15 protein-coding genes are annotated in these 13,967 nt (G+C 47.4%); 10 read left to right on the top strand and 5 right to left on the bottom strand.

All coding sequences use genetic code 11. From position 1 onward, the window contains the following. Positions 1–83: 83 nt before the first annotated feature. The 6 genes from wrbA to ACTRXI_RS11145 all read left to right on the top strand — a co-directional run bounded on the left by wrbA (position 84) and on the right by ACTRXI_RS11145 (position 6,347). Positions 84–701: an NAD(P)H:quinone oxidoreductase gene (wrbA, locus tag ACTRXI_RS11170; protein ID WP_474262504.1), complete on the top strand. Its 618-nt coding sequence runs from the start codon at positions 84–86 to the stop codon at positions 699–701. Between the two features lie 71 nt (positions 702–772). After that, positions 773–1,759 carry a ring-cleaving dioxygenase gene (locus tag ACTRXI_RS11165; protein WP_474262503.1) on the top strand — a complete coding sequence of 329 codons (987 nt, stop codon included), beginning with the start codon at positions 773–775 and terminating at the stop codon, positions 1,757–1,759. 124 nt (positions 1,760–1,883) lie between these two features. Beyond that, positions 1,884–2,270 (top strand): (deoxy)nucleoside triphosphate pyrophosphohydrolase, encoded by a 387-nt coding sequence (locus tag ACTRXI_RS11160; RefSeq protein WP_474262502.1) that lies wholly within the window; start codon positions 1,884–1,886, stop codon positions 2,268–2,270. Positions 2,271–2,299: 29 nt separating this feature from the next. Beyond that, entirely contained in the window at positions 2,300–5,179 is a 2,880-nt protein-coding gene (locus ACTRXI_RS11155; RefSeq protein ID WP_474262501.1) for a DEAD/DEAH box helicase, read from the top strand. Positions 5,180–5,221: 42 nt separating this feature from the next. Next, complete coding sequence (locus ACTRXI_RS11150; protein ID WP_474262500.1) at positions 5,222–5,521, top strand: hypothetical protein; 300 nt, start codon at positions 5,222–5,224, stop codon at positions 5,519–5,521. 124 nt (positions 5,522–5,645) lie between these two features. Then, the gene (locus tag ACTRXI_RS11145; RefSeq protein ID WP_474262499.1) at positions 5,646–6,347 is read left to right on the top strand and encodes an SDR family NAD(P)-dependent oxidoreductase; all 702 of its coding nucleotides are present in this window, start codon (positions 5,646–5,648) and stop codon (positions 6,345–6,347) included. 73 nt (positions 6,348–6,420) lie between these two features. Here the strand turns inward: ACTRXI_RS11145 and ACTRXI_RS11140 are convergent, their stop codons facing one another. Both ACTRXI_RS11140 and ACTRXI_RS11135 read right to left on the bottom strand, forming a co-directional pair. Further along, complete coding sequence (locus ACTRXI_RS11140) at positions 6,421–7,407, bottom strand: alpha/beta hydrolase fold domain-containing protein (RefSeq protein WP_474262498.1); 987 nt, start codon at positions 7,405–7,407, stop codon at positions 6,421–6,423. Positions 7,408–7,510: 103 nt separating this feature from the next. Next, positions 7,511–8,515: an acyltransferase family protein gene (locus tag ACTRXI_RS11135; RefSeq protein ID WP_474262497.1), complete on the bottom strand. Its 1,005-nt coding sequence runs from the start codon at positions 8,513–8,515 to the stop codon at positions 7,511–7,513. 213 nt (positions 8,516–8,728) lie between these two features. On the opposite strand from ACTRXI_RS11135, the gene ACTRXI_RS11130 reads away from it, so the two are divergent. The 4 genes from ACTRXI_RS11130 (at position 8,729) to ACTRXI_RS11115 (ending at position 10,966) form a co-directional block, all read left to right on the top strand. After that, a complete protein-coding gene (locus tag ACTRXI_RS11130; RefSeq protein WP_474262496.1) occupies positions 8,729–9,040 on the top strand; it encodes a hypothetical protein in 312 nt (103 codons plus the stop codon). Positions 9,041–9,214: 174 nt separating this feature from the next. Then, positions 9,215–9,523, top strand: a complete 309-nt coding sequence (locus tag ACTRXI_RS11125; RefSeq protein ID WP_322526122.1) for a hypothetical protein — start codon at positions 9,215–9,217, stop codon at positions 9,521–9,523. 124 nt (positions 9,524–9,647) lie between these two features. After that, entirely contained in the window at positions 9,648–10,496 is an 849-nt protein-coding gene (locus ACTRXI_RS11120; protein WP_474262495.1) for a phosphotransferase family protein, read from the top strand. Further along, on the top strand, positions 10,493–10,966 hold the full coding sequence (locus tag ACTRXI_RS11115) for a GNAT family N-acetyltransferase (protein ID WP_474262494.1): 474 nt from the start codon (positions 10,493–10,495) through the stop codon (positions 10,964–10,966). The genes ACTRXI_RS11120 and ACTRXI_RS11115 overlap by 4 nt, the downstream gene beginning before the upstream one ends. Positions 10,967–11,003: 37 nt before the next feature. Here the strand turns inward: ACTRXI_RS11115 and ACTRXI_RS11110 are convergent, their stop codons facing one another. From ACTRXI_RS11110 to ACTRXI_RS11100, 3 genes are read right to left on the bottom strand one after another with little or no spacing between them, the layout of a single operon-like run. Continuing rightward, a complete protein-coding gene (locus ACTRXI_RS11110; protein WP_474262493.1) occupies positions 11,004–11,813 on the bottom strand; it encodes an ABC transporter ATP-binding protein in 810 nt (269 codons plus the stop codon). Between the two features lie 29 nt (positions 11,814–11,842). Further along, complete coding sequence (locus ACTRXI_RS11105; protein WP_474262492.1) at positions 11,843–12,877, bottom strand: FecCD family ABC transporter permease; 1,035 nt, start codon at positions 12,875–12,877, stop codon at positions 11,843–11,845. Next, a complete protein-coding gene (locus ACTRXI_RS11100; protein WP_474262491.1) occupies positions 12,878–13,918 on the bottom strand; it encodes a FecCD family ABC transporter permease in 1,041 nt (346 codons plus the stop codon). Positions 13,919–13,967: the final 49 nt, after the last annotated feature.

Below are 13,967 nucleotides of genomic sequence, written 5' to 3'. Positions count from 1 at the left end.
GCATGCAGGAATAAAAGAAATGGTGGTGCACGAAAGTGGGACTATTTGATTTTTTGAAACAAAATACAAGGAGCGATGAAGCAATGGAAAACGTAAAAGTAGCAGTCATTTATTACAGCGCAACAGGCACAAACTATACAATGGGACAATGGGCCGTGGAAGGTACAGAAGCAGCCGGGGCGGAAGCGAAGCTCGTCCGTGTTCCGGAGCTTGCTCCTGACGAAGCGGTACATGCAAACCCGGCGTGGAAGCAGCATCTCGAAGATACCTCCCACATTCCTGAGGCCACACTTGCTGATCTGGAATGGGCAGATGCCTTTATTTTCAGTATGCCGACGCGTTTTGGCAACCTGCCGGCGCAGATGAAGCAGTTTATTGATACTACCGGCGGCCTGTGGATGAATGGTCAGTTGGTCAATAAAGTTGTAAGTGGCATGTCCTCCGCCCAGAACCCACATGGCGGACAGGAAGCCACAGTGAAAAACCTATATACGACGATGATGCACTGGGGAGCCATTATCGCTTCTCCGGGCTACACAGATCCAGTCACGTTCGCTTCCGGCGGCAACCCTTATGGGACGAGTGTAACGGTCGACCAGGAGGGCAACATGCAGGAAGACATTGAAGAAGCTGTCAAGCATCAGGCGAAGCGTACAGTGACAGTAGCTTCATGGGTGAAAAAAGGTATGGAGCAGCAGTAGTCAAAAAGGGGCGCACGCGCCCCTTTTATATGGAATCTAATAAAGCATTAGGAACAAAGGAGGAACGCAGGGTGGAAGGAATCAGAGGACTGCACCATGTAACAGCTATTACGAGCAGTGCAGAAAAAAATTATGAGTTCTTTACGTACGTATTAGGCATGAGACTTATCAAAAAAACCGTCAATCAGGACGATATTCAGACGTATCATTTGTTTTTTGCTGATGATGAAGGAAATGCCGGCACAGATATGACTTTTTTTGATTTTCCAGGTATCCCTAAAGGCACACATGGCACAAACGAGATCGCGCGAACATCGTTCCGGGTGCCAAGTGATGAGGCTCTGGCATATTGGGAAAAACGATTTGACCGAAAAGATGTTAAGCACCAGGGCATTTACGAACGCTTTGGCAAAAAACGTCTCCCATTCGTTGATTTTGATGAACAGCAGTATGAACTTGTTTCTGATGAAAATAATGAAGGAGTGCCGGCAGGAAAGCCGTGGAAAAGCGGTCCTATCCCAGATGAGTACGCGATTACGGGGCTTGGGCCCATTTATGTCCGTATCGATAACATTGACTATTTTAAAGAAATGATGGAGCGAGTGCTCATGTTTAAAGAAATCGGACATGACGGCTCATTTCGTTTATTTGAGGTCGGAGAAGGAGGAAACGGCGCCCAGGTGATCGTCGAATACAATGCGGTTCTTCCGCCGGCACGTCAGGGCTACGGCACTGTGCATCACTCGGCATTCCGGGTGAAGGATCGCGAGGAGCTCGACGCCTGGATCCAGCGAATGGCGGATTTCCGCTTCCGTACATCTGGGTACGTGAACCGGCATTATTTTGAATCACTTTACTCTCAGGTGGCACCACAGATTTTATTTGAATTTGCGACGGATGGACCGGGATTCATGGGAGATGAACCATATGAGACCCTCGGAGAAAATCTCGCCCTGCCGCCGATGCTCGAACCGCAGCGCGAACAGATCGAGGCGTCTGTGCGGCCGATTGATACAGTAAGAAGCACGAAAACATTTGAAAAAGAATACAATGACTAAGTCAACGCCTTCGGCCTCCGGGCTGGAGGTTTTTTATGAATCATCTTTGCCTGAAAAATGGAAAGTATAGTAAGCTGGTAAAAAGAAGTCAGAACGCATCTCCATTCAGAAGGGCAGAGGTAAAATGAAAAAAGATATCTATGTGGTGGGAGCAGTCATTTACGACAAAGAGTGGATTCTTTGCGCTCAGCGCGGGCAGACGAAAACTCTTCCATTGAAATGGGAATTCCCGGGCGGGAAAATTGAAGCAGGGGAAACGCCGGAGCAGGCGCTGCAAAGAGAAATCAGGGAAGAAATGAAATGCGGTATCAGTATTGAAGGCAAAATTGAGGAAACAACGCATGAATACGATTTCGGGATTGTGCACTTAACCACGTTTTATTGCAGGCTTACTGGAGAAGAACCGACACTTACGGAACACCGTACAATCAAATGGGTACATAAAGAAAGTCTGCATGAATTGGACTGGGCGCCGGCAGATATTCCTGCCATTCATAAAATTACTCAGTAGTTTTTATTACAAACATAGGCAGGAGATTGATGATGGATACAGTACGTCAATTACAGGAATCGTTATACCGCGGCTTTATTGACCAGAACAGCTACGAGCGCAGCCCTTATGCACCAAAGCTTTTGATGAATGATAAAAAAAAGCATGAGGAGGTGCTTGCTACACTTGTTCATGAATTGCAACGATGTGAATCTTTTTTCTTTTCCGTCGCCTTTATTACGGAAAGCGGCCTGGCCACCTTGAAAACACACCTGCTGGAGCTGAAAGAGCGCGGTGTGCATGGAAGAATACTTACGTCCACCTTTCTTCAGTTTAATCAGCCGAAGGTCTTTCAGGAGCTGCTGAAAATTACGAATGTAGAAGTGCGCTTAGCTGAAATCGACGGGTTTCATTCCAAAGGATATGTATTTAAGCATAACGACCACTATTCACTGATGGTCGGGAGCTCAAATCTGACGGTGCATGCGTTGAAGGTGAACTATGAATGGAACATTAAGCTGCATTCTCATGAAAATGGAGAAGTGATTCATCACTTCCGGGAGCAGTTTGAGGATACCTGGTCGCAGGCGATTCCGTTAACGGAGGAATGGATAGAAAAGTATCAGCAGCTGTATCGCCCGCAGGCCCAGGAGAAGATTGCCGAGCTTTCTCCAGCCTGGATTGACCGGAACGCAATGAAGGAAGCACTGGAAATCAAGCCGAATAAAATGCAGCAGGCGGCTTTGAAAGAACTGGAGGCCTTGAGAACAGAGGGGCAGCAAAAGGGGCTCGTTATCTCAGCAACAGGTACCGGAAAAACGTATCTGGCCGCGTTCGATGTGAGAAAGTACCGGCCCCGGAAGATGCTGTTTATCGTACACCGGGAGCAGATTCTCCGGAAAGCAAAGGACGACTTCGCCGAAGTTCTCGGCGGCCGCACAGAGGATTTCGGGTTATATACCGGCGCTGGCCAGAACACGGAGGCCCGGTACATGTTTGCAACGATACAAACAATTTCAAGAGATATCCATCTGCACGGGTTCGACCCTGAAGCGTTTGATTATATTTTAATCGATGAGGTACATAAAGCAGGGGCTGCATCGTATCAAAAAGTTATCGATTATTTTCAGCCATCATTTTTACTTGGTATGACAGCGACACCGGAGCGAAGCGATGATGTGAATATTTTCGCTCTGTTTGACTACCAGGTGGCGTATGAAATACGGCTGCAGGAAGCGCTTGAAGAAGAAATGCTCTGCCCTTTTCATTATTTTGGGGTGACCGATTATGAGAAGGACGGAGAAGTGATTGATCAGACGACAGATTTGAGCCGGCTTGTCTCGGAGGAGCGAGTAGAACACCTGCTCGAAAAAATTCATTATTATGGTCATTCCGGGGAGACAGTGCGTGGCCTGATTTTTTGCAGCCGCAACCGGGAGGCAGAAGAGCTTTCTGCCCTCATGAACCAAAAAGGGCGGAGCACCGTAGTGCTGACCGGGGCTCATTCGCAGGACGAGCGGTGGAAGCAGGTGAACCGTCTTGAGAACGGCGTGATTGAATACATTATTACCGTGGACATCTTCAATGAAGGTATTGATATACCGAGTGTGAATCAGGTCGTCATGCTCCGGCAGACGCAGTCGAGCATTGTCTTTACCCAGCAGCTTGGTAGAGGACTCCGCAAAGCCCCCACTAAGGATTTCGTAACCGTCGTGGATTTTATCGGCAATTATAAAAATAACTATCTGATTCCGGTGGCACTTTCCGGCGACCGTTCGCTGAATAAAGATCATATCCGCCGGCGGATGCAGACCAATAGCTTTGTGCAGGGAGTTTCCTCCATTAATTTTGAAGAGGTTGCTAAAAAAAAGGTGTTTGCTGCTATCGATCAGACGAACCTACAGGAAATGCGAAAGCTGAAGGAATCTTATACGAATGTAAAGCAGCGTATCGGACGGATGCCACTTTTAAAAGATTTTCTACAGCAGAATGCCGTGGATCCGGAAGTGATCACTTCTAAATATGGAAGCTATCACCGTTTTCTGGTCAAATTGAAGGAAGAGGTCCCGCGGCTGTCTCCGCTTGAGGATCAGCTCCTATACCTCATTTCGGCGGAATTTATTAACGGAAAACGCCGGCATGAAATGGAGGTACTGCGGCATCTTCTCAAGCATGGCCGCATTACGACAGCAGAAATAGAGCGTATTGTGCAGGCGTCGGGGGACGTTGGTCCAAAGGCAGCGGCCGTCTCAGTGAAGAGGCTTTTAACAACGGATTTTTTCACAGAGCCTTATCAGAAAAGGTACGGCAGAACCCCACTGATTGAAGAGGACAGAGGAACAATCATATGGCACACTGCGATGAAAGAAGCGCTCGCCGGTTCGTCCTGGTTCAGTGTGCTTGCGGCAGACGTGCTCTCCTGTGCGGAGATGAAGAATGAACAATACGGCAGGCCGCCGTTTACGCTGTACCAGAAGTATTCACGTAAGGACGTATGCCGGCTGCTGAACTGGGAAAACGATGAAAGCTCAACCATATATGGCTATAAAACGAAATACGGCACGACCCCTATTTTTATTACGTACCATAAGCCGGAAGATGTGGAAGCAAATATTAATTACGAGGATGAGTTTATTAGCCGCAAAGAGCTGCAGTGGTATACAAGGAGCAACCGAACCACTGCCTCCAGGGAAGTGCAGGAAATTATCGATGCGGATGAACACGGTAACCGCATTTATATCTTTGTGAAAAAAGACGATGACGAGGGCCGTGAGTTTTATTACATGGGCGAAGCAAGCCCGCTGAAGCATACGGCAGAAGATACATCCATGCAGGATAAAAACGGAAAATCAATTCCAGTTGTGCGGCTGAAGCTTCAATTAAAGGAAGAAATCGATACCGATCTATACCGTTACCTGCATAGTGATTAAAAGATAAAATTCTGCCAGCTGATTTAATTAGGAGGAAATGTCATGTGCGGCAGTTCATACCAGGCAGTTCAAAAAAGTGGGAAAATAAAAAAGTTCAGCATTGCAGCGTTAGGTATACTTGCTACGCAGTGGGCGCTGTTTCTTACAGGTTTTTATACTATACTGCCTCAGGCTGCAGTGGAAAAAATATTCATTTCTGTCTGGGTGGTTTCCGCCGGCGTAGGTTTTATTGGCGCTGCATGGGAGTGGAGAAATAACCAAAGATTTTCAGGGGTGCTGCTGATGCTTGCTGTTTTAAATAGCTTTTTCGCCTGGGCGGCCCATGGCCTTGGAAGTATGTAAAACAGCTTGCTGTTTTCAGATTTAACGTACATGGAATATATCTATTTTATTACCCTGCTTCCCGGACTAGGCTGCTCTTCCTTCGGGTATAGGGGAGCATGTAGACTGGGAGGAGGAGTATATAATGAAAAAAAACGCCCTGGTGACTGGCGGGAATCGCGGTATTGGACTGGAAGCCTGCCGGCAGTTAGCTCAAAACGGCTTCAAAGTATGGCTTGGAGCAAGAGACGGAAATGCGGGCAGGGAAGCAGCAAAAGCATTACAGGACGAAGACCTCGACGTGCAGTTTATTGCACTCGATGTCGGTCTCCCTGATATGGTGGAGGCGGTGAAAAAACACATTCTGGACGAAGACGGAAAACTCGATGTGCTTGTAAATAACGCCGGAATTTTTCCGGATCAAAAGCAGTCTATCGTTGATATTGAACCAGAGACGTTCGAAGACATTCAATTAACAAATTATTTCGGACCGTTTTTTACGATGAGGAGCTTTATGCCCTCCATGCTCGAAGCAGGCTATGGACGTATCGTAAATATAGCTGCTGAAATCGGAGTTTCCGGCACTATGGATGCCCCGATGGGTGGCGCGTATAAATCCTCTAAATATGGATTAAATGCTCTGACACGGCTGTTCGCCGGAGCGGTACGGAAAAAAGATGTAAAAGTGAATTCGGTCAGCCCGGGATGGGTACAGACTGATTTGGGCGGAGAAAAAGCTAAGCGAAAGCCGGCTGAAGCAATGGAAGGTATTTTGTGGCTTGCCCAGCTTGACGAAGATGGACCAAACGGAAAGTTTTTCCGTGATAAGGACGAACTGGATTTTTAAAGCAGGCGCACCTCCCGGAGTGCGTTTTTTTATTGAAAAAAATTCTCTCATTAACCACAAAAATACCTCCACCTTAATTTGTGGTGGAGGTATCCTCTGCATCGTCGTTAATGATGTTAACTATCTGCTGTGTGGCCCGGCGGCCTTCATCGGTGTCTTGGAGCTGAAACACATGAGGCATTTCCGGATACTCATAGTAGTTGATGGGAATGTTTTTCTCGTCGGTAATCTCAGAAAACTTCCGGGCATCCGCAAGAAACAATTCATGAGTGCCAACAATTAAAGTCATATCTCCAAGTCCGGTCATATCTCCATAAATCGGACTTACCATCGGATTTCTCAAATCGGCGTCTCCGGCATAGGAAGCTCCGGCGTTCAGCAGCCATTCCAGATCAAGAAAAGGATCTACCGAAGTTAAATCCTGGATGCCGGGATTTGTCATGCTGACGTCAAGCCACGGAGAAAGCATGATAATATCTCCCGGCTGTTCGATGCCCTGGCGGTTTAGCTCCTGGGCAAGTGCAAGAGCCAGTCCCCCGCCGGCGGAGTCCCCCATAATGATAATATTTTCAGCTTCTGTGTTCTCAAGTGTCTGCATATAGAGAGGCACCAGCTTTTCGAAGGTCTCTTCATATTGATGCTGCGGGGCTTTCGGATAAACAGGAAGCATTACCGTGCTGTCGGTCTGATCCTGCACTCCTGCAAGCCACTGAAAATGACGGGGGTTCGGCTGACTGACATAGCCGCCCCCGTGCAGATAAATGATTTTCTTTTCTGCGGGCTGTTCGTTATCGAGTACATAGTTGTCCATGCCGTTTAATGTCATTTTTTCGTAATCGTAACGGGCCTCAGTTTCTTCGGGAAGCTGGTACTCCGGCCTGTCCGGATAAGGCCCGTCTTTGCCGGTTGAGCCGTCAGCAAGGTTTGTCACTACGGACATTACCGAGCGGTCCTCGTGCCAGCTTGTGTAGAGGATAAACGCAGAAAATCCTGCAGCGAAAAGACCCAAAAGGCTTAAAATCCAGTATTGTAATTTTCTCTTTGGTGTTTGTCTTTTCATGCACCGACCTTCCTTAAAAGTTGCTTCGTGAGAGCCAATACGTATTATCTTAACACAGGTATTTGATTGTTTACAGTTTTCGGTCCAGAAGGAGGCCGGGGTGTTATTTGCCGATAAGAAATGGAGCTTTGTTTTTAATTAAATATACGAATGGCACACTGATGATAAGCGTAACTACAGTAAACATAATTCCCCATAAAGAAGTAATAGGCATAGGATTGCCTTCAATACCGAAGCCGTATTGAAGCGTGATACGAATGATGGCGAAAATCATAAAATGTAAAGCGAAAATGATCAGTGAGTTCTGTCCCAAATAACTGAGGATGCGGCTTTTTCCTGCCAGACGGAAGCTTAAAAATAAAATACCCGCAATGCCGAGCAGAGAAGTAGAAATGAAGATAGGAATAGACTCGTATTCCCCGGAGCGCATGTCGATCCGGTTCGTAAATTGAATGAGCGGATAAATCAAACTCAGTGTTACGGCCGCCGCGACCCAGCCGAAGGAGTGTTCGAATATTTTTGTGTGGCCCTTTAACAAATAACCGAGTCCGAAAAATAATACAGCCACAGTAGCTACTTGAATGCTCCAGGGGAGCATGGAGTCAAACCAGCGTGTGGAAAAATATCCTGCCGCAGCGACAGCAACAATGCTGATAACGCGGACAATGTTCCACGGCACATATTTGAGCAGCAGGTAAAAGCCAACCTCGACGACAAACAGGCAGGTCAAAAACCATATAGCCGGATTGTAGGTGAGCAGGTAGTTGTCTCCGGCAGAGTAAAAGATACCAAGAGCGGGAATAATAGCGTCAACGTCATCTTTACCCAGAAGAGGACGCTCGAGAAAAAACCAGAATGTATATGTAATGATGGAGAAGGTAAAATAAGGTATAAGCAGTGAACGGCCTTTTTTCCTGGCGAAATCGACCGGCCGAAGATCAGTATAACCGCCTTTAAATGTAACCCCGGATAAAAGAAAGAACAAAGGCATATGAAAGGCGAAAATATACTGGCGTAGAATATCATCAATAGGAGCGTGCCCGAGGACAACAAGAATTATGCCGAGACCTTTGGCAATATTCACCCATTCAAAGTGCTGATTCATCATTATCACCTGCGTCAACTGTTAATTTTAGTGTCAGAAATGCTGAAAGATACAGCATATCACGGAGAAAAAGCGAGAACTATCGCAAATGTATGCAAAAAAGTAAAAGGAGCTGATATCAAAAACAATATACTATCTCACATACCCTGTATACTGCCATTGTATACGACGAACTGAAGCAATACCGCAAATAACCGCAGAAAGGGGTCTAACCTCATGCAGGAATTCCGTCTCACAAAAATAAAGCTCGAACATTCAGCGAAAACGATCAATATTTCACGGGGATCGCTGACTATTTATGACGATGAAGCCAGTATATGGTATGCCGAGATTGAACAGCCTTCAGAGTTGGAATTATTAAATGAATGGAAGAAAAAAGATACAGAAGAGGAAGTGGTTTTTTTTACTGATGGCCACAGCGCAAGAATCGACTTCGCTAAAGTCACCAGAGTAACAGAAAGCAGCTCGGGAGTGAGTGTGAGCTTTAAAGGAAGTGGAGAACTGAGGCTCCTGGGAAGCAAACAGTAATAAAAATACCTGTGGGACTGAATGAGCGCTTATACCGGCTGCCAGCACACAGCTGAAAGATAGAAAAGCATGTAAGCGCTTTAAATCACTTTTAAAATGTGTGAAAATAGGGAAAACAATAAAACACAGACCCGGAGTAGAAGTCTTTGGAACTCATTAAGGGGGGCGTTACCGATGAAAGAGTATCGCTTAACGAGACTGAAGTTTGAACACGCACAAACACCATTGACGTTCGATAAAGGACTTTTAACTGTATATGATTACGAGCCGGCAGAAGTGTGGTATGTAGAGCTTGAAAACCCTCATCATATCGAGCTGTTTGAAGAAATGTATGAGAACTGTGATGTACGCAGCATGATTTTTTATACAGAACGAAACAGTGCAAGGATTGGCAAAGCGAACATTACCAGGGTATTAAAAAGCGACGGGAAGGTAAGCGTCAGTATTAAGGGCGAAGAAGCATTAAAGCTTGTAGGAAGTTAAACAGCCGGTGCCCGGGAAATGTCCCGGGTCTTTTTTTGCTCCTTGGGTAAAAAATGGTTCTGGAAGGGCCTGAACGGGAAAGAAAAAAGCAGAACACAGAGAATGACAGAATGGAAGATGACACATGCTGATAGATATAAAAAAGGAATGGGAAAAAATCATTGGCCCGTTCGCGAGCGAACGTTTGACGGGAGGGTTCAGCCACCACACCTTTTTGGTTACCCAGACGTCGGGACAGCGTGTATTGAAAATTGAGAAAGGACGCGGCAGTTATCTGCGCAGGGAGTATGAAGTGCTCGAACAGCTGCAGGGCGGATCCTTTCTCCCGGCTCCAGCGGGCTGTCTGGATTCAGAGGGCTATTTTTCATTTATGCAAAGCTATCACCGCGGAGAAAATATCTCTAAACTGCCGCCTCACTCTTCCCTCTGGCTTGAAGCCTATAAAAAGCTTGCTGCCGTGCTTGCTTCTGAGGTGCACAGCCGCTCTGGGAAGGTTCGGGAGTATGACCGGAATGCGGAGCCTTTGCAGCTGGGTATAGATACGCTGCCTCCACGGGGCATGCATCAGCAGGCTGTAGAAGCCTGGGAGGCACGGACACCTGGGGAAATTACGTTTGTTCACGGAGATGCGGGGCCGCACAATATGATTCTGAACGAAAGCCATAGAGCAGTCCTGATCGATTGGGAGTGGGCCGGATGGAACGATCCGATGATAGACATCAGCTGGGCATTATGGAACGCAGCATTCCACGCCCCTGAAAGGTACAGAGAACTCCGTCGTGCATTTTTAGAGACGTACGTAAATATTCGTACAATGAAGATTACAGATGAAAACATTAAAGCCTATAGTCTTGCTGTGATTTACCGGGCGCTTGGCCGGGTAAAACGTTCTCCGGAAGCTATTCAACGCCGATGGATCAAACGACTGGAATGGACATTGACCAGCAATTGGGAAAAGGGGGAAACGCTGTGAACATTCAACCAATGAAAGAAATTGACTGGCAGAAGAAAAAGGATTTTTTTGCCACCTGCTGGGAAACAAATGAAATGCATGTTAATAATCAAACGTATGTACTGCCGGAGCTTGAAGGATTCTGTGTCCAGGAAGAGGGCGTACTTGCCGCAGCGATTACTTATACATACGAAGGCAGCATCGGTTTAATTGTGTCTCTGGACAGTATAATTGAGAAACAGGGACATGCGAGCCGTCTGCTTATGTATACAGAAGAGTATTTAAAAAAAGCGGGAGTGAAAGACCTGCGGGTCGTCATTACAAATGAGAATGAATACGCGCTTCGTTTTTACCGGCGCCGGGGGTTTCAGCTGGCGAGTGTACATGTTGATGCTGCGAGGAGAGCCCGGGAGGATAAGCCCTCCATCCCGCTTGTCGGTGTGAACGGAATAACTATCCGGGATGAGTGGCATTTGAGAAAATGGTTATAGCAAAAGAGAGCCGGCATAATAATGCACGGCTCTCTTTTTAGGATCCAAATATTGGGGAGGCTCCCTGTTCCTCGCATAAATTATAAGGAAGACAGAGCGGCATTCCGGAACGGGGATCTTTAATAATATCGCTTTTAATGCCAAACACTTTTTCGATAATTCCTGCTTCCATCACCTCGTGAGGAGTGCCGGTCTTTACAACATTACCGTGTTTGATGGCAACAATATGGTGGGCGTAGCGGCTGGCATGATTCAAATCATGCACGACCATCACGATTGTCCGGTGCTCCTGAACATTTAGCTTTTCAAGAATGTTCAGCACTTCCATCTGATGGGCCATATCAAGAAAAGTGGTAGGCTCATCCAGGAACAGGGTGTCGGTTTCCTGTGCCAGAGCCATGGCAATCCACGCCCGTTGGCGCTGCCCGCCGGATAAATGATCAATTGGGCGGTTGGCGAATTCGCGCATGCCGGTGATTTCAATTGCCCAGCCGATCATTTCTTTATCATGGGCTTTTAAGGAACCAAAACCGCGCTGATGGGGGGCCCGCCCGTATGTTACAAGCTCCGTAACCGTTAAGCCCTGCGGCGCTTCAGGGTTTTGGGGAAGAATGGCCATCTGTTTGGCTAGTTCTTTTGTTTTTTGGCTGTGAATGGAGTTGCCGTTTAAGTAAACGGCACCCTTCGAGGGCTTCATCAGCCTGGATAGGGCCTTTAGAATGGTAGACTTTCCGGAGCCATTTGCGCCGACGAGCGCGGTAATTTTACCAGAAGGAATCTCAATATTTAAATCGTTTACGATTGTCTGCTGATCATAACCAATATGGAGTTGATCTGTTTCGATCATCGCATAAACATCCTTTCAGGGTGATAAAGTTAGACATTGCTTCTGGCAAGCAGGTATAGGAAATAAGGAGCGCCAATAACGGCAACGACAATCCCTGCATGAATTTCCGAAGGTTGAATGATAGTGCGGCCGAGTGTGTCCGCAAACAAAAGCAGAAGACCTCCGAGAAGCGCCGAGGCAGGGAGAGCCAGCGCATGATTGGGGCCGATCAGCCTCCGTGCTATATGAGGAGCAATCAGTCCGACAAAGCCAATGCCGCCGCTGACAGAAACAGCCGATGCCGCAAGCGCCACTGACGCGAAGGTAAGTAAAAGACGCTCTTTTTCCACCCGGAGGCCGAGCCCTTTTGCCATCTGTTCGCCGAATGTGAGAGTATCGAGCGCGCGCCACCGGTAGTAAATGAAAATCGATAATATAATAAACCAGGGAAGAAACGAATATACATAAGGCCAGGTGGACCCGTAAATTCTTCCAGCCAGCCATATAGCGACAAAGTCAAACTGCTCCGGCTGCAGACGCAGCATGAGAACGGTCATCAGTGCATTCAGCCCGGCAGCTACTGCGATGCCAGTCAGTATCATTCTCATCGGTACGAGGCCGAGCTGCCGGTCGTAGGCAAGAATATAAATTAATGCCGCAGCCAGCAGGCCGCCAAAAAGCGCGAATACCGGAAGTAGATACGGTGAAGCGGCGTCAATCGAGCTGAAAAACGAAATATATAAAACTACAAACAAACCGGCTCCAGTAGTAATACCGAGAATACCCGGATCGGCCAGACTGTTACGGGAGATTCCCTGCAGTACGCATCCTGAAACGGCAAGAGCCGCTCCGACAAGAAGTGCGATAACGATCCGGGGAAGACGGAACTGAAATAGGACGAGGTTCTGGTTGCTGTCGCCAAAACCGAAGAGCGTCTTTAACACTTCAAACGGTCCCAGCGGGGTAACACCGGAATTCATGCTGAACAGCAGTACGATAAATATTAGAATGGCGAGGAAGCTGAATACGAAAATGCGCCGTCGGCGGCGCTTTCGTTCCCATTCGCCGGAAAATATAGAATGCATTTAGAGCTCCCTCCTCTCGCGGCGCGCAATGTATAAAAAGAACGGCACACCGATAAGCGCGAATAAAGAGCCGAGAGGGGTTTCGTACGGCGGATTAATAATCCGGGCACCGATATCGGCGAGCGACATAAAAATCCCGCCCACGACGATTGAGCACGGAATGATAGCCCGGTAGTCGACTCCTACGAAAAACCGGACAACGTGAGGAATAACGAGGCCGACAAATCCAATAGGACCCGCAATAGACACGGCAATGCCGGCGAGAAACAAAACGGCAAGTGTGCAGAGTAATTTGATCAGGCCGACACGCTGCCCAAGACCCGAAGCGATATCATCCCCAAGGCTTAAAATAGTGACAGACCTCGATAGGGCGACTGCAAATACAAGCGCTCCCCCCATCCACGGGAGGGCTGGCAGCAGCTGTTCCCACCGGACGCCGGACAGTCCGCCGGCATACCAGAAAGCAATATCCTGGCTGAGATCAAAGTGAATCGCGATGCCTTCACTTAATGCAGTGAATAATGCATTAATCGCCGCCCCGGCAAGTACCATGCGAAGAGGCGTCAGGCCGATGCGTGAAAGCGAAGCAATGCCAAAAATCAGTCCCATGCTGATCGCCGCGCCTAAAAAAGAAAAAACGATCAGCAGGTTATAAGAAAGACCCGGCAGAAATGCAAAACAGACTGCCACCATAAAAATTGAACCTGCGTTGATGCCGAGAATCCCGGATTCGGCCAGTGGATTTCTTGTCATTCCCTGCATAATGGCTCCGGCTACGGCGAAGCAGGCGCCGACAATAATATCTGCGATAGCCCTTGGAAGACGAAGCTCACGGATCACGACGTGATCATTCAGGGAAGCGTCATAGTGAAACAATGCGTTCCAAACAGTACCAATTTCCACGTCTGCAGCGCCGACAGAAATCGAAAGCAAAAAAATAAATCCAAGTATAGGAAGGCCGGCAATAAACATTAGTACAGCTGTTACAGGACGTGAAGTAATATCGTCTTTATAGGTAGAGGGTTCCGTTTGTTGACGCATTTTTATCCTCTTTCAACATTAAAAAGTCATTCAGTAGTGATAATCATTA

The sequence above is a fragment of the Marinococcus sp. LNHM4E3-1 genome (assembly GCF_056034405.1).
Note: the sequence above shows the minus strand (reverse complement) of the source record. Positions and strands in the feature narration are given on the sequence as shown.

Bases quoted from the DNA above. Each gene is read 5' to 3' on its own strand.
- ACTRXI_RS11105 (WP_474262492.1), bottom strand. From the start codon at position 12,877: ATGCATTCTATATTTTCCGGCGAATGGGAACGAAAGCGCCGCCGACGG.
- ACTRXI_RS11155 (WP_474262501.1), top strand. From the start codon at position 2,300: ATGATGGATACAGTACGTCAATTACAGGAATCGTTATACCGCGGCTTT.
- ACTRXI_RS11120 (WP_474262495.1), top strand. From the start codon at position 9,648: ATGCTGATAGATATAAAAAAGGAATGGGAAAAAATCATTGGCCCGTTC.
- ACTRXI_RS11135 (WP_474262497.1), bottom strand. From the start codon at position 8,515: ATGATGAATCAGCACTTTGAATGGGTGAATATTGCCAAAGGTCTCGGC.
- wrbA (WP_474262504.1), top strand. From the start codon at position 84: ATGGAAAACGTAAAAGTAGCAGTCATTTATTACAGCGCAACAGGCACA.
- ACTRXI_RS11160 (WP_474262502.1), top strand. From the start codon at position 1,884: ATGAAAAAAGATATCTATGTGGTGGGAGCAGTCATTTACGACAAAGAG.
- ACTRXI_RS11110 (WP_474262493.1), bottom strand. From the start codon at position 11,813: ATGATCGAAACAGATCAACTCCATATTGGTTATGATCAGCAGACAATC.
- ACTRXI_RS11145 (WP_474262499.1), top strand. From the start codon at position 5,646: ATGAAAAAAAACGCCCTGGTGACTGGCGGGAATCGCGGTATTGGACTG.
- ACTRXI_RS11100 (WP_474262491.1), bottom strand. From the start codon at position 13,918: ATGCGTCAACAAACGGAACCCTCTACCTATAAAGACGATATTACTTCA.
- ACTRXI_RS11150 (WP_474262500.1), top strand. From the start codon at position 5,222: ATGTGCGGCAGTTCATACCAGGCAGTTCAAAAAAGTGGGAAAATAAAA.
- ACTRXI_RS11130 (WP_474262496.1), top strand. From the start codon at position 8,729: ATGCAGGAATTCCGTCTCACAAAAATAAAGCTCGAACATTCAGCGAAA.
- ACTRXI_RS11140 (WP_474262498.1), bottom strand. From the start codon at position 7,407: ATGAAAAGACAAACACCAAAGAGAAAATTACAATACTGGATTTTAAGC.
- ACTRXI_RS11125 (WP_322526122.1), top strand. From the start codon at position 9,215: ATGAAAGAGTATCGCTTAACGAGACTGAAGTTTGAACACGCACAAACA.